Below are 17,192 nucleotides of genomic sequence, written 5' to 3'. Positions count from 1 at the left end.
AGGGGCAGGCATGACGCGCCTATTCGGAGTGTCGGCATTCACCGGCAAGGTGGTTCTCGTGTCCGGGGCAGGGCATCCGCTGGGCCGGGCGCTGGTGCGACGTCTTGCCAGCTTTGGGGCGATGGTTGTGGCCATCGACACCGAGGCCAAGGCGATGCACGGGCTCGCCGCCCATTGCCCGGATCGCATCGAAACCCTGCCGCTGGATCTGGCCGATCCCGAAGCTTGCCTGATCCTCGGCGAAAGCTGGGGGGTCGAGCCGCTGCATCTGGTTTATGATTTCTCGGCGCTGTCACTGCGCAATGATAGCATCGGCAAGGTGGCCGAACGCAGCGAAGGGCTGCTGTCGTCGATCGCGCAGGGGCTTCGGGTCGGCATGGGGCGCGCCATCGTCGGGCTGCCGGGCGATGATGACGGCGCGGTGTCCGGGATGCTCGGGGCGATGGTGCGGCAGTGGAATGTGGCGCTTTCCCCGGCAAAATTGCACGGTGTGATGATCCCTCAAGCCTCAAAGCACTGGACAGCGACGCGATGCACCTCATCTGGTGATCTGATGCTGGCCCTGTCGCATCCGATCACCCGCGCCCTGTCGGGGGGCGGTGTGCTAAAGGATACGTCATGGGCCGAGGTCACTGGAAAGGACGAGGATGGCGGTAGCTGAAACCGCGGGGCTTGGCCCTGTGTTGGGATTTGCATTGGTGGGCGCGCTTGGCGTTGGCTCGCAGTGGCTGGCGTGGCGGCTGCGGATGCCGGCCATCGTGCTGATGCTGGCCGCCGGGCTTGTGGCCGGGCCGGGCCTTGGTGTGCTTAGCCCGTCCGAGCAATTCGGCGATCTGATGCAGCCGATGCTGGCCATCGCCGTCGCGATCATCCTGTTCGAAGGTGGCATGACGCTGAACATGCGCTCGCTGTCGGATGCCGCCGTTGGCGTGCGGCGGCTGGTGTTCATCGGCGGCCCGCTGGGCTGGGCGGCGTCCAGCGCCGCGTTGCACTGGGCGGCAGGGCTCAGCTGGCAGAGCTCGGCGGTGTTCGGGGGCATCATGATCGTCACCGGCCCGACGGTCATCGCGCCGCTGCTGCGGCAGGCACGGCTGCGCAAGCGCCCCGCCGCGCTGCTGCAATGGGAGGCTATCGTCAACGATCCGGTCGGCGCGCTGGCCGCTGTGCTGGCGTTCGAGGTGGTCGTGGTGTTCGCCAATGGCGCCTCGGCGGGCGCCGCGATTGTCGAGATGCTGGTGGGCGTCGGCGCTGCGACATTGTTCGGCGTCGCCGCGGGCTGGGGGCTGGCCAAGGCCTTCCGCAATGCGCTGGTGCCGGAATACATGAAGGTGCCGGTGCTGTTCGCGCTGCTGCTGCTGGTGTTTGCGGTGTCGGATGCGATCCTGCACGAAAGCGGGCTGCTCGCGGTCACCGTCATGGGGCTGTGGATCGCCAATGCCAATCTGCCGAGCTATGTCGAGCTGCGCCGCTTCAAGGAACACGCGACGATTCTGCTGGTGTCGGGGGTGTTCATCCTGCTCGCCGCCAACATGGATCGCGCCACGCTGCTGGCGATGGACTGGCGCACGCTGGCTTTTGTGGCGTCGGTGATCCTGCTGGCGCGGCCGTTGCCGGTGCTGGCGGCGCTGGCGTTCTCGGATATCCCGTGGAAGGAACGCCTGCTTGTCGCCTTCACCGGCCCGCGCGGCGTGGTGCTGGTCGCGGTGGCAGGGCTGTTCGGAGACCTGCTGGTTCAGGTCGGGATCGAAGACGGCTCCAAGGTGACAATGCTGGCCTTCGCTCTGGTCGCGGCGACGGTGGTGTTGCACGGCTTTACCCTCACCCCGATGGCGCGCTGGCTGGGTCTGACCGCGACCGAAACGCCGGGGGTTCTGATCGTCGGTGGCTCGCGCTGGTCGACGGCGCTGGGGCTGGCGTTTCGCAAGCTGGAACTGCCGGTGATGATCGCCGATCCCAACCACGCGCATCTGCGCCGCGCCCGCGATGCCGGGCTGGAAACCTTCTGGGGTGATATCCTGTCCGAAGCCGCCGAGCACAATCTTGACCTTGTGACCTATGACAAGGTGATCGCGGCGTCGGACAACGATGCCTATAATACGCTGGTCGCGACCGACCTCGCGCCGGAATTTGGCCGCGAGCACGTCTTTCAGCTCAAGCGGTTGCGCCAGTCTGCCCGCCATGCGCTGCCCGCCACGCTGGGCGGCCAGAAGATCGCCGCCGACGAGACCTATTTCGAGGCCAACGCCCGCCTTGCCGAGGGCTGGGAATTCCGTGTCACCAAGCTTTCAGAGGAATTCACGCTGGAACAATGGCGCGCACGCCACCCCGATGCGGTTCCGGTGGCCGATCTGGGGCCGGGCGGCACGCTGCGTCTGCTGGGCCCCGACGATAAGGTCAAATCCACCGATGGCACGCGTCTGTTGTTCTTTGGCCCCAAGCGCGAAGAGCGCAAGGATGATCGGCGCGACGAGAACGGGCAGGATACGTTGAAAGCCGCCAACCCGAAGAGCTGAATCGAGGTTAATGATCGCTTAACCTTCTGCTGATAGCCCAAGATGTGCGTTTTTTCCGGCGGGTGTTGTGTGGCCCGCCGCACATTGGAGAGGCTTGAATGTATTTTGCCCGGCTGGCCTTTGTGCTTTGCGTTGCCGCGCCGGGGGTGGCGCAATCATCGACCGTGGAGGCCGGGCCGCAGCTGCTTGATGCCGCGGGGCAGGCGCAGCTGCAAAGCTGGATCGGCCTTGGCGATCAGGGGTTCACCCGTATCTGGCGCGGTGTCGCGGGCAGCGCGAGTGCGGAGTCGTTTCATGTCGGCGTCGATGGCATGGGGCCGACGGTGTCGATCTTCCAGATCACGCTTTACGATGGCAGTTCTGCCCTGATCGGCGGGCACAGCACCATCGACTGGGGCACCGAAAGCGGGTTTCACGCCGATTCCCAAGCCTTCATCTTCAATCTGACCGAGATCGAGATTCAGCGCCCTTCCGCTGCGCTGAGCGGTCTTCAGGCCGTTTACACTGATCCGGCCTATTTCTCGACCTTTGGCGGCGGGCACGATCTGTTCGCCGGCATCGGCACGCTTGGGGTGGCCGATCCGGGCAGCAATATCCAGCAGGACGGGTACAGCGCCTCCTATAGCTACGATACGGCGCAGGGGCAGATCGCCATCCATGGGGATTCCGGCGGTGGCTGGGGCAATTCGGGCTATGGCTACGATGCGTGGCGGGTCGAGGCGCTCGAGGTTTACAGCTACGCCGCGCCCGAGCCCGATCCGGTGCCCGCGCCGATGCCGGTGCCTTTGCCTGCGGGTCTGCCGTTGCTGCTCGCGGCGCTCATCGCCCTGCGCCTCAGGCGGTAGCGGCCTGTCCCGGTGCGCGGGCCATTTGACGTCGGGCGCACAGGTGGTACAGGTCTGCTCGACCGTTAGGAGACCAGACAGATGAACCTCTTCACCGACATTCGCGCGCTCGTGATTTCCGCGATCGAAGCGCTTCAGGCCACGGGTATGCTGCCCGGCGATCTGAACACCGCGCCCGTGACGGTGGAGCCTCCCCGAGACGCACTGCACGGCGACATGGCCACCAATGCCGCGATGGTGCTGGCCAAGCCCGCAAAGCTGAAGCCGCGCGACATTGCCGAAGCGCTGGCGGCGCAGATCGCTGCCGATCCGCGCATTACCGCCGCTGAAGTGGCCGGGCCGGGGTTTCTCAACCTGCGGCTTGCCCCTGGCGTCTGGCAGCAACTGCCCGCCGCAATCCTGTCGCAGGGCACCGGCTTTGGCCGCTCGGACATGGGGCAGGGCGCGCGCGTCAACGTCGAATTCGTCTCGGCCAACCCCACCGGCCCGATGCACGTGGGCCACACCCGCGGCGCGGTGTTTGGCGATGCGCTCGCCAGCCTGCTGGATTTTGCTGGCTATGATGTCACGCGCGAATACTACATCAACGACGGCGGGGCGCAGGTCGATGTGCTCGCACGGTCGGTCTACTTGCGCTATCTCGAAGCGCATGGGCAAGAGGTGGAATTCCCCGATGGCACCTATCCGGGTGAGTACCTGATCGCGGTTGGCGAAAAGCTCAAGGATCAGGTCGGTGACAAGTTCCTCGACACCGGCGAGCAATTCTGGCTTGAAGAGGTGCGCAACTTTGCCACCGCCGAGATGATGGAGCTGATCCGCGCCGATCTGGCGATGCTTGGCGTGCGGATGGATCATTTCTTCTCGGAGAAATCGCTTTACGGCACCGGCAAGATCGAGGCGGCCATCGCCTCGCTCGACGCCAAGGGGCTGATCTATCGCGGCGTGCTCGAGCCGCCCAAGGGCAAGACTCCCGAAGACTGGGAGCCGCGCGAGCAAACGCTGTTCAAATCGACCGAACATGGCGACGATGTCGACCGCCCGATCATGAAATCCGATGGCGCATGGACCTATTTCGCTCCCGACATCGCCTATCACTACGACAAGGTTCAGCGCGGCTATGACCAGCTGATCGACGTGTTCGGCGCCGATCACGGCGGCTATGTCAAGCGGATGAAGGCCGCGGTCTCGGCGCTGTCCGATGGCCAGACGCCGCTGGATATCAAGCTGATCCAGCTGGTGAAGCTGTTCAAGAATGGCGAGCCGTTCAAGATGTCCAAGCGGGCGGGCACCTTCGTCACCCTGCGCGATGTGGTCGAAGAGGTGGGGGCGGATGTCACGCGCTTTGTCATGCTGACGCGCAAGAACGATGCCTCGCTGGATTTCGATTTCGACAAGGCGATCGAGCAAAGCCGCGAGAACCCGGTGTTCTACGTGCAATACGCCCATGCGCGGGTGTGTTCGGTGATGCGCAAGGCGGCAGAGCAGGGCATCGACGTTTCGGATGCGGCGCTGCTGGCGGCGGATCTTTCGATCCTGACCCATGATGCCGAACTTGGCCTGATGAAGAAGCTGGCTGAATGGCCGCGTCTGGTGGAAATCGCCGCCAAGGGCCACGAGCCGCACAAGGTGGCGATCTGGCTCAACGAACTGGCCGCCGACCTGCATGGCCTGTGGAATCGCGGCCATGACGAACCGTCGCTGCGGTTTCTTCAGGATGACGGCGCCACAAGCCAGAGCAAAATCGCGCTGGCGCGGGCTGTTGCGGTTGTCATTTCGGCGGGCCTTGGTATTTTGGGCGTGACCCCGGCGGAAGAAATGCGCTGAGCCACGGCAGCCGCGCCGCCCCGGGGACAGACGGCAGAGCAGACTGCCGCGGGGCGCGCCCCGCGGGGCAAGAGGCAGAGATGGCGGATTTCACCTATGACGAGGCCGCGCCGGATGAGGCGCAGGCCCCCGCAGGACGCAGGATCGCGACCCTCGCCAACTGGGCTGGGGCCGCGGTGTCGCTTGCGTTGGTGGCAGGGGTCGCTGTCTGGGGCTACAAACTGTTGATGCGCGACGTGACCGGGGTTCCGGTCGTCATGGCGATGGAAGGCCCGATGCGCATTGCCCCCGAGGATCCGGGCGGCAAGCTGGCCGAACATCAGGGGTTGGCGGTCAATGATATCGCGGGCACCGGCCTTGCCGCGCCAGTACCGGACCGGCTGATGCTGGCCCCGGTGCAGCCCGGACTGTCTGCCGAAGACCTGCCGCAATCGGAATTGCCCGCAGCTGCGCCAAGGCCAACCCCGGTGCGCACCGAATTCGGCGCGCCGGTGCTGGCCGAAGCTGCGACAGAGGCCGCGCTTGATGCCGCGCAAGGGCCAGAGGCCCAGCCGGTGCCGCGCACCAAGGACGGCGAGGTCGACATTCTTGCGTTGGCCGACCAGATCGCCGCCGGGGCCGCGCCGTTGGGCGACATGGCCGACAGCGCCGAAGACCCCGACATGCCGACCATCCCCAAGGAAGAGCCGGTGATCGTCACCGATGGCTCTGATCTGTTCCCCGAGAACGAGGACAGCTCGGATGCGATCTACAAGGCCCCGCCACCGGGCGCGCTGGCACGCTCGCTGCGCCCAAAGACCCGCCCCGGCGCGCTGGCCAAGGCCCCGATGGCAGAGCAGGTCGCGGCGCTGGTCGCCAGTCAGGCCTCGGCCGGGCCCAAGGATCTTGACCCCGCCGCGCTGCCTGCGGGCACCCGGCTGGCGCAGCTTGGGGCCTATGACAGCCCCGAAACCGCCCGCAAGGAATGGGAGCGCTTTTCCACCCGCTTTGGCGAATTCATGCAGGGCAAGGACCGGGTGATCGAGCGGGCCACCTCGGGCGGGCGGGTGTTCTACCGGCTGCGCGCCGCTGGCTTCGCCGACCTGTCCGACGCCCGCCGCTTCTGCGCCGCACTGGTGGCCGAGAACACCGATTGCATTCCGGTGACCACGCGGTGACCACCCGTTTTGGAGCCACCATCCTTGCCCCCGAAGGGCTGACGCTGAGCGATCGCGAGCGCCGGTTCTTTGCCGATGCCAACCCCTATGGCTTCATCCTGTTCGCGCGCAACCTCGCCGAGCCGGATCAGATTCGCGCGCTTACGGCTGATCTGCGCAGTGTCGTGGGCCGCCGCGCGCCGGTGTTCATCGATCAGGAGGGCGGGCGCGTGCAGCGCCTGCGCCCGCCGCTGGCTTGCGAATGGCTGCCGCCGCTTGATGACGTGATGCGCTTTGGCGCCCATGCGCCGCAGGCGATGCGGCTGCGCTATCGCATCATCGCCGCCGAGCTGCTGAGCTATGGCATCGACGGCAACTGCGCCCCGATGCTGGATGTGGCGCGCCCGCAGACCCACCCGTTTCTGCGCAACCGCTGCTATGGCGAGAGTGCCACTGCCGTGTCGGACATCGGCCTTGCCGTGGCGCAGGGCCTGCTTGAGGGCGGCGTGCTGCCAGTGATCAAGCATCTGCCGGGCCATGGGCTTGCGCAGCTGGACAGCCACAAGGATCTGCCGCGCATCGACGCCCCGCGCGCCGAACTGGACGCGGTGGATTTCGCAGCCTTCCGCCCGTTTCACCACATGCCGCTGGGCATGACGGCGCATCTGCTGTTCGAAGGGCTGAACACCCAGCCCGCGACGATTGATCCCTCGATGATCCGCTTGATCCGGCAGGACATCGGCTTTACCGGCTTCCTGATGACGGATGATATCTCGATGCAGGCGCTCTCGGGCACGGTGGCAACGCGCGGCGAGGCGGCGCTGGCCGCAGGCTGCGATTGCGTGCTGCATTGCAACGGCGATTTCGCCGAAATGGTGGCTCTTGCCGACCGCGCTGGGGTGATGAGCGGCGCCGCGCAGAGCCGCGCCGAGGCGGCGCTGGCCGCCCGCACCGTGCCTGCCGAGATTGACATCGCGGCCCTGTTGGCCGAGCGTGAGGCCCTGCTCTCCGGGCGCCCCTGATGGAAGAAGATGATCTCGATCCTCTGGACCAGACGCTCAGCGTCGCTGACCGGCTTGCCGCCGAGGCGCTGATCGTCGACGTCGATGGCTTCGAAGGGCCGCTCGACCTGCTGCTGTCGCTGTCGCGTTCGCAAAAGGTCGATCTGCGCAAGATCTCGGTGCTGGATCTGGCGCGCCAGTATCTGGGCTTTGTCGAGAAAGCCAAGGCGCTGCGCATCGAACTGGCCGCCGATTACCTCGTGATGGCGGCATGGCTGGCCTATCTGAAATCGCGGCTGCTGCTGCCCCCCGATCCCACCGAAGACGGCCCCTCGGGCGAGGAACTTGCCGCGCATCTGGCCTTTCAGCTCGAACGCCTGCAAGCGATGCGCGACGTCGCTGCGCGGCTGATGGGGCGCGACCGGCTGGGCCGCGATTTCTTTGCGCGCGGCGAGATCCAGACCGTCGAGCGGGTGCGCAAGGTGCGCTACAGCGCGACGCTGCTCGACCTGATGCAGGGCTACGCGCGGCTGCGCACCAAGGATGAATTCCGCCCCTTCGTGATGGATCGCGACAGCGTCTACACCATGGAAGAAGCGCTTGGCCGGATGCGCGGGCTGCTCGGCTTTGCCGGTCACTGGACAGACATCGCCTCGTGGCTGCCCGATGGCTGGGACGACGATCCGGTGAAATGGCGCTCGGCCACGGCGGCGACCTTTGCGGCCTCGCTTGAACTGGTCAAGGAAGGCCAAGCCGAGATCCGACAATCGGAAACCTTCGCGCCGATACAGCTGCGCAAACTGGATGGACGGGAATGAGCGACAACGACAGCCTTTTCGAGGCGCCGCCCATGGAAGATCAGGAACGCATGGTCGAGGCGGTGCTGTTTGCCACCGCCGAGCCGATCACCGTGCGCGAGCTGGAGCAGCGCCTGCCGCATGGCTGCGATCCGGCCGAGGCGCTGGTGCATCTGCGTGCCCGCTATGAGGGGCGCGGCGTGCGAATCGTGCGCATCGGCGATGCCTGGGCGATGCGCACCGCGCCCGATCTTGGCTGGCTGATGCAGAAGGAAACCATCGAGACCCGCAAGCTGTCGCGCGCCGCCATCGAGACGCTGGCGATCATCGCTTATCATCAGCCCATCACCCGCGCCGAGATCGAAGAGATCCGCGGCGTGTCGGTGTCACGTGGCACCGTGGACCAGTTGCTCGAGATGGAATGGATCCGGTTTGGCCGTCGCAAGATGACGCCGGGGCGGCCAGTGACCTTCGTGGTGACGCAGGATTTTCTGGATCACTTCGGCCTTGAAACCGCGCGAGACTTGCCGGGCGTGCAGGAGTTGCGCGCTGCGGGGCTGCTGGAAAGTCGCCCGGCGCTGGGGATACTGGACGCTAGCAGCGCCAAGGACGATGCACCGGAAGACGATGCAGCGGAAGACGAGGCTCCGGGGCAGACCGAGCTGTTCGAGGACTGAGCATCGAGGCCGGGTCAGTAGCGGCATCCCGTCTACGGCCCGGCAGAGCAGTCGTCAGCTGCGAAAGTGCTTTGACAGCTTTAGACCCTGACCCTGATAGTTCGATGCGATCCCGGCGCCATAAAGCTGGGTTGGAAGCGTATCCATGCGCTCATAGACCAGCCGCCCGACGACCTGCCCATGTTCCAGCACAAAGGGGGCTTCGTGGCAGCGCACCTCGAGCACCCCGCGCGAGCCGGTCCCACCCGCCCCGGCATGGCCGAAGCCGGGGTCGAAAAAGCCAGCGTAATGCACCCGAAACTCGCCGACCATCGCAAGGTAGGGGGCCATCTCGGCGGCATAGGCCGGGGGAATATGCACCGCCTCGCGGCTGACAAGAATGTAGAACGCATCCGGGTCAAGGATCAGCTGCCCCTTGGCCGATTGCAGCGGGTCCCAGAACTCGGCGGGGTCGTAATGGTTGATGCGGTCAAGGTCGATCACGCCGGTGTGCGGCTTGGCCCGCCAGCCTACAAGGCCGCCGTCGCTCGGGCGCAGATCGACCGAAAATCCCAGCCCGTGATCGATCACCGCCGGGCCACCCGTGACCAGCGTTTCGGCCTCGTGCAGGGCCACGAGTTCGGGATCGCTCAGCACCGACTGGCCTTGGCGAAAGCGGATCTGGTTCAGCCGCATCCCGGTGCGCGCCAGAACCGAAAAGCTGCGCGGGCAGATCTCGGCGTAGAGCGGGCCGGAGTAGCCGACCGCCACCCGGTCGAATTCGGTGCCGCCATCGGTGATGGTGCGGGTCAGCAGATCGAGCCGCCCGGTCGAGCTCTTGGCATTGGCGACGGCGGTCATGCCTTGCGGCAGCGCCAGCGATTCCATCAGCGGAACCACGTAGACGCAGCCCTTTTCAAGCACGGCGCCCTGCGTGAGGTCGACCCGGTGCATTTCGAATTCCTCTACCCGGTCCGCCACGCGGCGCCCGGCACCGGCAAGGAACGAGGCCCGCACGCGGATTGCCTCGGTCCCCAGCCGCAAGTCGAGGCTCGCGGGCTGGATCTGCCCGGCAACAGGGGGGGCAGCGCACCGGATCTGTCCGGCGGCGATAAGCTCTTCGATCTGCTGGCTGGCCAGAACGCCTGTCATGCCCGTCTCCTGTGGTTCGGCCGTGCTTAGCAAGGGTTGGCTGAAATGAAAACTGGCGAAAACAAAGCACAACGCCCGGTGCAAGCACCGGGCGTTCGTACAAGTCGCTTAGACGTATTTGGTCGGGCTAGCAGGACTCGAACCTGCGACCTTCCGTCCCCCAGACGGACGCGCTACCAGGCTGCGCTATAGCCCGACTTGTGCGCCGTTTCATACTGGTTTTCCCAGCGGGGGCAACCCCCGATCGCAAGGTTTTTCGCTGTGGAGCCGGATCATTTGCGCGGGCCCTGATCCGGCGCGTCCAGCAGGGCGCGCAGCGCTGCAAGCTGCGGTGCGATCCGGGCGCTTTGTTCGGGCGACAGCCGGTCAATCCCGGCAAGATGCGCCAGCAGGCCGGGCGCAGCAGGCGCGACGTCTTCCAGTGTTGGGATTGGTGGAATGATCGGGGAGGGCGTATGTGAGTCGGCCGGGCTGTCTTCGACGGGCTCGGCAAGCTCAACGGTGGCCGTCAGCGGGGCGTCATCAAGGGGCGCGTCATGGAGGGGCGCGGGGCCTGCATCAGACGCCTCTGATTGTGCCTCCTGCGCATCGCAGAACGTGTCTGGCGCATCTTCGATGCCATCGGTGTCACCTGTGGCCGCATCGTCCTCTTCAGAGAGGTCCGGGCCATCGTTGATCGGCTGTTCAAGGGCATCGGGCTCGGCAACCGACGTTTCCGTGGCGGTTTCTGCCTCGTGCTCGTCGCCGGGGGCTTCGGGCATGGTCTTCGAGTCCGAATCCGGCGCTTGCGGCGTGTCGTCTTCGCAAGCGGCCTCTGGGCCGATGTCCTGCTCATCAAGCGCTTCAGGCTCGGGAGGGCGCGAGGTAGGGGGGGCTTTGGTGCTGTCGTCTTCGGCAAGGTCAGCCAGCGCGGCTTCGGCCTCGCCCGGCATTTCAGCACTGCCCTGCGGCTCTGGCGCGATGTCCGGCTGGCCGCGCACCATCTCTGGCGGCTCTGCGCTGTCCTCGGGCGGTTTCGACTCGACCACGGTATCGTCGTTGGCCCGGTCCTCAAGCGATTGCGTCACGAAATCGGGCAGATCTGACGGGGCTGATCCGGGCGAGGGCATCGCGGTCTGGTCATCGCCGTGCGAGGCCTTTGCCGACTCGTCATCGACAGGAGCGAAGGGCAGAACCATCGCTGTTTCGGCGAGAACTTCGGTATAGGGCGCATCCTCGACGTAATCCGCATCGTCGATCGGCAACGGAACAAGGGTCGACACATGCTTGACGCCCTGTTCGCGGAGCACCTTCTGTACGCCCTTGATGGTCAGCCCATCCTCGTGCAGCAGCTTGCGGATGCCGCCGATCAGCGCAATGTCGCCGGGGCGGTAATAGCGCCGCCCGCCGGCCCGCTTGACCGGCTTCACCTGGGTGAACTTGCTTTCCCAGAAGCGCAGCACATGCGCAGGAGTGTCCAGCAACTCCGCAACCTCGGAGATGGTGCGGAAAGCGTCGCGGGACTTGTTCATGTCTTCTGGTCCTTAATGCTGCGCACGGGGCGGGCGGATCAGCCCTTGTTGCCCGAGGCCACGCGGTCCTTCATCAGATGCGAAGGGCGGAAGGTCAGCACCCGGCGCGGCTGGATCGGCACTTCTTCGCCGGTTTTCGGGTTGCGCCCGACTCGCGCCGCCTTTTCGCGCACCGAAAAAGTGCCAAAGGACGAAATCTTGACCTGCTCGCCGCTCACCAGAGCGTCGGACATTTGTTGAAGCACAGCTTCGACCAATTCAGCGCTTTCATTGCGCGACAATCCAACCTCACGGAACACCGCTTCACTCAGATCCATACGTGTCAGGGTCTTTTCACTCATAAAAAATCCTCCCGGAGTTACACGCAGCATAGGCGTGGGAAAATTTCCAAGTCAATGACAGTGGCTTACTTAAGGCCTGCGGCACCCGGAAAAACCGAAGTGTTCTACCAGCGGATGACCACTGCGCCCCATGCAAGCCCGCCGCCAATGGCTTCGGTGACGAGAAGGTCGCCCTTCTTGATCTGGCCGTTCTGCACGCCGACCGACAGGGCAAGCGGGATGGAGGCCGCCGAGGTGTTGCCGTGATCCTGCACGGTGACCACCACTTTTTCCATCGGCAGGCCAAGTTTCTTGGCGGTGCCCTGAATGATGCGGATGTTGGCCTGATGCGGCACGACCCAGTCGACTTCGGCGGCGGTGACGCCCGCCTTTTCCATCGCGGATTCTGCCGAGGCCGCCAGTTTGGCGACCGCGTGGCGGAAGACTTCCTTGCCCTCCATCCGCAGGTATCCGATGGAATTGGTCGACACGCCGCCATCGACGTAAAGAAGATCGCGGAACCGGCCATCCGAATTGAGATCGACCGACAGCACGCCCCGGTCCTGCGGGGTGCCCTCGCCATCGCTCGCCTCGAGGATCAGCGCGCCGGCGCCGTCGCCGAACAGCACCGCGGTGCTGCGATCGCTCCAGTCGATGATGCGCGAAAAGGTCTCGGCCCCGATGATCATCACCCGGCGCGCGGTGCCCGACGCGATCAGCGCATTGGCATTGGCCAGCGCATAGACAAACCCGGCGCAGACCGCCTGCACGTCGAAGGCAAAGCCGGTTTCCATGCCGATGCGCGCCTGAACCATGGTCGCGGCGGAGGGGAAGGTCAGATCGGGGGTCGATGTTGCGACGATGAGCGCGTCCAGATCGCCTGCCGTCAGCCCGGCATCGGCCAGCGCATTGCGCGCGGCATGGGCGGCGATTTCCGAGGTCGTCTCGCCTTCGGCGACAATGTGGCGGCGTTCGATCCCGGACCGGGTGCGAATCCACTCATCCGAGGTATCGAGCGATTGTTCCAGTTCCGAATTGGGAACAACACGTTTCGGCAGATAGTGCCCGATCCCCGCCACCTGCGCACGTATCGTCATGAATTCGTACCGTCTTTCTTGTCAGTCAGCTGCGCGGCAGAATCTGCTGCTGCGGCCGTTTCGGCAGTGCTCGCGGCAGAGGCGATGCGGGCTGCCAGCCTGTCGCCAAAGCCCGATTGCGCCAGATCGTACGCCAGTTCTACTGCCGCCGCCACACCTGTCGCATCGGCAGCGCCATGGCTTTTCACCACTGTGCCGTTGAGCCCCAGAAAAACGCCGCCGTTCTTGCGGCGCGGATCGATTCGCACCTGAAGCCGCTTGAGCGAGGTCAGCGCCAGAAGCGCCGCGACGCGGGAGAGGGGCGAATAGGCAAATGCCTCGCGCAGGAACTGGCCGATCAGAGAGGCGGTGCCCTCGCCGGTCTTGAGCGCGATGTTGCCGGTGAAACCGTCGGTCACGATAACGTCACAGCGGCTGCCGGAAATGTCGCCGCCCTCGGCGAAACCGACGAATTCAAAGCCGTTGGCCTCGGCCTGCGCCGAGATCATCTCATGCGCCTGCTTGAGCTCGGCGCGGCCCTTGTGTTCTTCGGTGCCGACATTCAGCAGGCCAACGCGGGGCTTGTCCAGAGACAGGCCGTTGCGGGCGTAAGACACCCCCATCAGCGCGTATTTCAGCAAATCGTCCGCATCGGCGCGGATGTCGGCGCCAACGTCGAGCATGACGTTGAACCCCTGCGGATTGCGTGAGGGCCAGAGCACGGCAATGGCAGGGCGGTTGACGCCCGGCAGCTTGCGCAGGCGCACCATCGACAGCAGCATCAGCGCGCCGGTGTTGCCGCAAGACACGGCCACGGCGGCCGTGCCGTCGCGCACCGCTTCGAGCGTCGACCACATCGACGTGTTCTGGCCGTTGCGCATCACCGAACTTGGCTTGTCGGTCATCGACACGACGCCAGAGGCATCGCGGATTTCGACACGTTTTGTCAGGCCACGCTTCGCGACGAGCGCTTCAAGCTCGCTCGCGGGGCCGTGCAAGATGAACCGTGCCTGCTTGTTGCGCTTTGCAAACAAGGCGAGACCGGCAACGATGGTTGCCGGCCCACGGTCGCCGCCCATGGCGTCGATGGAGAGGACCAAGGGCCCGGCAGCCTGCTTTTTGTCCGAAACGGAGGTCATGCGGCGCTAGCCCTGGATCTTTATCAGGCTGCGTCTTCGTCCAGCTCGATGTCATCGGCGGACGCGATGACTTCACGGTCGGCATAGTGACCGCAGGACGGGCACACATGGTGCGGGCGCTTCAGCTCACCGCAGTTGGTGCACTCGTTCGGGTTGCCGGCGACAAGAGCGTCATGTGCACGACGGTTGTTGCGGCGCGATTTGGATACTTTGTTCTGTTGGACGGCCATGTCTCAACCTTTTCGCGTTCTAGGGGGCAAAGGATTTGCCCGGTTCCGTTCGGGCGTGCCCGGCCTCATAATCTCAAGGCAGGGGCCGTGGCAACCCGGAATTCCGATGAAGGCGCGAAAATAGGGATTTCGCATCGAAACGCAAGACTGAATTGCGGCTCAGACCGGGCCCGAGCCGCTTTCGCCGCCCTCTGGGTCTTGGTCAAGCTTCGATTTCAGCCCTTCGAGGGCGGCAAAGGGATTCGGTCTTTTCTCGTCCGGCTCGGGGGCGGCGGCGTCGTCGAGCGCCTCGGCCACTTGGCTTGCGCCCTCGGCATGGGGGTATTGCGGCAAGGCCAGCGCCAGGGCCTCGCTCAGCACGGCGCGCAGGTCGATCACGTCGGGCAGCGGGTCGATGTCCTCGTCCGAAATCTCGATCTCCGAACCTTCGCCGGGATGGGACAGCGCGGATTCGGGCCGCCAGATCCGCGTCACCGGCTCATCGATGCGGGTGGTCACCGGGGCAAGCGTCACGACACAGGGCTGCGTCACCGTGGCGCCCAGCACCGCGTCGAGCCGCCAGGCATCGCGGCCTTCGGGAATCAGCGCGCCAGACAGGCGCAGTTTGCGCAACGACAGCAGGTCAAGTTCGGCTGCAACGGCGCTGCGCACGGTTTCGTCAGGGCGCAGATCGAAGGTGGTCGGGCTGCCTGTCCGCAGGCTTGCGACGCGCAACCGCATCGGCGTGGGGGTCGTGCTGGTCATCGGCGGCCTTTCCTTTGCTTGAACGGCTTGGCTCGGTTATGTAATCGGGGATAGAACCCCCGCAAGGGGCAAGTAGATAGACAGAGGGCAGGACGCAGTCCATGGCGAATACCAGAAGATTGGCGACGGTGATCATCGCCGCCGCGTTCAGCCTTGCAGCCTGCACCGCGCAGTACAGCAGTCATGGCTATGCTCCGGCGGAGGCGGATCTGCAACAGATCGTGCCCGGCGTGGACACCCGCGCCACGGTCGAAGAGGTCATCGGCGTGCCCACCACGTCGGGCGTGCTGAACGAGGGTGGCTTTTACTACATCTCGTCCGAGATCCGCACCTTTGGCTGGAAGGCCCCCGAAGAGGTCAACCGCGAGGTCGTCGCGGTGACCTTCGATAGCGCGGGCGTGGTCGAAAACATCACCCGCTACGGGCTGGAAGATGGCAATGTGGTGCCGCTGTCACGGCGCATCACCCGCACGTCGGACGGCGAGGTCAGCTTTATCCGCAAGCTCTTTGGCAACATCGGCGGGCTGAATCTTGGCGGGCTGACGAGCGACGGGCTCTAGGGCGGCCCGGCATGTCGCCCCCCCTGCATGGCGATACCGCCGAGGGCGCGACGCTGTTGCAACGGGGGCGGTTGCGGGTGCGCCACGCGCAGGGCGCGGCGGATCTGGCCGCGGCGCAGGCGCTGCGGGGGATCGCCTTTCATGGCGGCGGCGCCGATATCGACCCGATGGACCCGGTCTGCCGGCATGTGCTGGTCGAGGCCAGCACTGGCGGCGCACCGCTGGCCTGTTTCCGCTATCTGTGGCTGACGCGCGGCGCCGAGATCGGGCGCAGCTATTCGGCGCAATATTACGACCTTGGGCGGCTGGCGGCGTTCGACGCGCCGCTGCTTGAACTTGGGCGATTCTGCATCCGGCCCGGCGCGAGCGATCCGGATATCCTGCGCCTGTCATGGGCGGCGATCACCGCGCTGGTGGATCGGGGCGGGGCAGGGATGCTGTTTGGCTGCGCAAGCTTTCACGGCACCGACCCCACGCCGCTTGCACCGGCCTTGTCCTACCTTGCCGGGCATGTCGCGCCAGAGCGCTGGCAGGTCGGGCGCAAGGCACCCGAAACCGTGGCGTTCGAATCCTGCGCCGCGCCGCGCGACGGGCTGAAGTTGGTGCCGCCCCTGCTGCGCACTTACCTGTCGATGGGGGGCTGGGTCAGCGATCACGCGGTCGTCGATCGTGCCATGGGCACGCTGCACGTGTTCACCGGGGTCGAGGTGGCAGCGATTCCGCCTGCCCGTGCCCGCGCGCTGAGGGCGCTCGCCGGTTAGCCAACCGCCCTTATCGCTTCCAGCCGTCGGCGAAAGCGTGGGGCTTCGAGCCGGTTCAAGACATTCTCGCACAGCCTCTCAGCCATCGCGGTGCGCCCGGATTTCTCAACCTTTGCCAGAAGCTTGCGAAGGTATGGTAAATGATCGCGCCGCGCCCGCATCATCCGGGCAAAGCTAAGGGTGGTGAGGCTGTCATCGGCCACCGCCTTGAGCAGCGGCACCAGCAGCCCCAGTTCGATCAGATCGGCCTGCAACGCGCCGCCCATGAACGGCAGCCGGTAGCGCGTCACGCCCTTGCGTTCGAACAGCGCCGAATGCATCGCATCGAGCCGTTCGCGCGGGTCGTACAGCACAAAGGCCTTTTCGCAGGCGTCCAGCATGTCGGGCGCATAGCCAAAGCGCGAGGTGAAATCGACCCGGCGCGATTCGGCGAACCGCTCGTCCCATTCGGTGACGCGGGGGTCAAGCGTGGCCTGAGGTTGCAGCATCAACACCCGCGCGCCGGGCGAGGTCACCGAATAGGCCGCCGCCGCATAGCCGCAGGGGCCAGCACCGTAAAAGATCACCTGCTCGAATTCGTCGAAAAACCCGTCGTCGAGCAGCTGGTCGAAGAACTCGAACACCCGCTGATCGCGAAACCACGTGTCGCGCGCCGAGATCAGCGCCAGCGAGGACCAACCCTCGGTCTGCGCCAGCTCCCAGCCAAGGGGGGTGGCGTTGTCGGACAGGGCCTCGATGCCGGGAAGCGATTCGAAACTGACCAGAAGCGTATGCCCACGTTCGACAAAGATGCCGTGATGCCGCCGCCCCAAAGGTTCGGAGAAGCCTTCGGCGTCGCCAATGCTCGCGATCTGAGAAATCCACTGCCCCCGGCGAAGTCCGCTCAGGTCGATCGTTGAAAGATCTGTCTGGTCCTGCATGATTGCC

The 17,192-nt window shown here is 65.4% G+C and carries 18 protein-coding genes and 1 tRNA gene; 10 read left to right on the top strand and 9 right to left on the bottom strand.

Going from position 1 to position 17,192, the window contains the following annotated elements:
• Positions 1–10: 10 nt before the first annotated feature.
• From KO516_RS21755 to scpB, 8 genes are all read left to right on the top strand, one after another.
• A complete protein-coding gene (locus tag KO516_RS21755) occupies positions 11–661 on the top strand; it encodes an SDR family NAD(P)-dependent oxidoreductase (protein ID WP_216005883.1) in 651 nt (216 codons plus the stop codon).
• On the top strand, positions 648–2,513 hold the full coding sequence (locus KO516_RS21750) for a sodium:proton antiporter (RefSeq protein ID WP_216005882.1): 1,866 nt from the start codon (positions 648–650) through the stop codon (positions 2,511–2,513). Before KO516_RS21755 ends, KO516_RS21750 begins: the two co-directional genes overlap by 14 nt.
• 98 nt (positions 2,514–2,611) lie before the next feature.
• Positions 2,612–3,358, top strand: a complete 747-nt coding sequence (locus KO516_RS21745; protein WP_216005881.1) for a PEP_CTERM-anchored TLD domain-containing protein — start codon at positions 2,612–2,614, stop codon at positions 3,356–3,358.
• An 81-nt stretch (positions 3,359–3,439) separates the two neighbouring features.
• Positions 3,440–5,182 (top strand): arginine--tRNA ligase, encoded by a 1,743-nt coding sequence (gene argS / locus KO516_RS21740; protein ID WP_216005880.1) that lies wholly within the window; start codon positions 3,440–3,442, stop codon positions 5,180–5,182.
• Between the two features lie 80 nt (positions 5,183–5,262).
• The gene (locus KO516_RS21735) at positions 5,263–6,339 is read left to right on the top strand and encodes an SPOR domain-containing protein (RefSeq protein WP_216005879.1); all 1,077 of its coding nucleotides are present in this window, start codon (positions 5,263–5,265) and stop codon (positions 6,337–6,339) included.
• Positions 6,336–7,340 (top strand): glycoside hydrolase family 3 N-terminal domain-containing protein, encoded by a 1,005-nt coding sequence (locus tag KO516_RS21730; RefSeq protein ID WP_216005878.1) that lies wholly within the window; start codon positions 6,336–6,338, stop codon positions 7,338–7,340. Before KO516_RS21735 ends, KO516_RS21730 begins: the two co-directional genes overlap by 4 nt.
• A complete protein-coding gene (locus tag KO516_RS21725) occupies positions 7,340–8,137 on the top strand; it encodes a ScpA family protein (RefSeq protein ID WP_216005877.1) in 798 nt (265 codons plus the stop codon). Before KO516_RS21730 ends, KO516_RS21725 begins: the two co-directional genes overlap by 1 nt.
• A complete protein-coding gene (gene scpB, locus KO516_RS21720) occupies positions 8,134–8,793 on the top strand; it encodes an SMC-Scp complex subunit ScpB (protein ID WP_216005876.1) in 660 nt (219 codons plus the stop codon). The genes KO516_RS21725 and scpB overlap by 4 nt, the downstream gene beginning before the upstream one ends.
• Before the next feature lie 54 nt (positions 8,794–8,847).
• On the opposite strand, the gene KO516_RS21715 is transcribed toward scpB, so the two are convergent.
• The 8 genes from KO516_RS21715 to KO516_RS21680 form a co-directional block, all read right to left on the bottom strand.
• Entirely contained in the window at positions 8,848–9,924 is a 1,077-nt protein-coding gene (locus KO516_RS21715; protein ID WP_216005875.1) for a 2'-deoxycytidine 5'-triphosphate deaminase, read from the bottom strand.
• A 119-nt stretch (positions 9,925–10,043) separates the two neighbouring features.
• Positions 10,044–10,120: transfer RNA gene (locus tag KO516_RS21710), tRNA-Pro, on the bottom strand.
• 76 nt (positions 10,121–10,196) lie between these two features.
• On the bottom strand, positions 10,197–11,435 hold the full coding sequence (locus KO516_RS24465; protein ID WP_252737788.1) for a MerR family transcriptional regulator: 1,239 nt from the start codon (positions 11,433–11,435) through the stop codon (positions 10,197–10,199).
• A gap of 38 nt (positions 11,436–11,473) precedes the next feature.
• Entirely contained in the window at positions 11,474–11,776 is a 303-nt protein-coding gene (gene ihfA / locus KO516_RS21700) for an integration host factor subunit alpha (protein WP_216005874.1), read from the bottom strand.
• Between the two features lie 104 nt (positions 11,777–11,880).
• A complete protein-coding gene (locus KO516_RS21695; RefSeq protein ID WP_216005873.1) occupies positions 11,881–12,852 on the bottom strand; it encodes a beta-ketoacyl-ACP synthase III in 972 nt (323 codons plus the stop codon).
• A complete protein-coding gene (plsX, locus tag KO516_RS21690) occupies positions 12,849–13,970 on the bottom strand; it encodes a phosphate acyltransferase PlsX (protein ID WP_216005872.1) in 1,122 nt (373 codons plus the stop codon). The genes KO516_RS21695 and plsX overlap by 4 nt, the downstream gene beginning before the upstream one ends.
• Before the next feature lie 23 nt (positions 13,971–13,993).
• Positions 13,994–14,200 (bottom strand): 50S ribosomal protein L32, encoded by a 207-nt coding sequence (gene rpmF, locus KO516_RS21685; RefSeq protein WP_216005871.1) that lies wholly within the window; start codon positions 14,198–14,200, stop codon positions 13,994–13,996.
• 159 nt (positions 14,201–14,359) lie between these two features.
• Positions 14,360–14,944 (bottom strand): DUF177 domain-containing protein, encoded by a 585-nt coding sequence (locus tag KO516_RS21680; protein ID WP_216005870.1) that lies wholly within the window; start codon positions 14,942–14,944, stop codon positions 14,360–14,362.
• A 101-nt stretch (positions 14,945–15,045) separates the two neighbouring features.
• Between KO516_RS21680 and KO516_RS21675 the strand changes: the two genes are divergently transcribed.
• Both KO516_RS21675 and KO516_RS21670 read left to right on the top strand, forming a co-directional pair.
• On the top strand, positions 15,046–15,504 hold the full coding sequence (locus KO516_RS21675; RefSeq protein WP_216005869.1) for an outer membrane protein assembly factor BamE: 459 nt from the start codon (positions 15,046–15,048) through the stop codon (positions 15,502–15,504).
• Positions 15,505–15,515: 11 nt separating this feature from the next.
• Positions 15,516–16,265 (top strand): GNAT family N-acetyltransferase, encoded by a 750-nt coding sequence (locus tag KO516_RS21670; protein WP_216005868.1) that lies wholly within the window; start codon positions 15,516–15,518, stop codon positions 16,263–16,265.
• Here the strand turns inward: KO516_RS21670 and KO516_RS21665 are convergent.
• On the bottom strand, positions 16,262–17,185 hold the full coding sequence (locus KO516_RS21665) for a phosphoadenosine phosphosulfate reductase (RefSeq protein WP_216005867.1): 924 nt from the start codon (positions 17,183–17,185) through the stop codon (positions 16,262–16,264). The genes KO516_RS21670 and KO516_RS21665 overlap by 4 nt on opposite strands.
• Positions 17,186–17,192: the final 7 nt, after the last annotated feature.

This window comes from Citreicella sp. C3M06 (genome assembly GCF_018860705.1).
Classification (GTDB): domain Bacteria; phylum Pseudomonadota; class Alphaproteobacteria; order Rhodobacterales; family Rhodobacteraceae; genus Salipiger.
The sequence above is the reverse complement of the archived record's forward strand: the minus strand, read 5'-3'. Positions and strand labels throughout refer to the sequence as shown.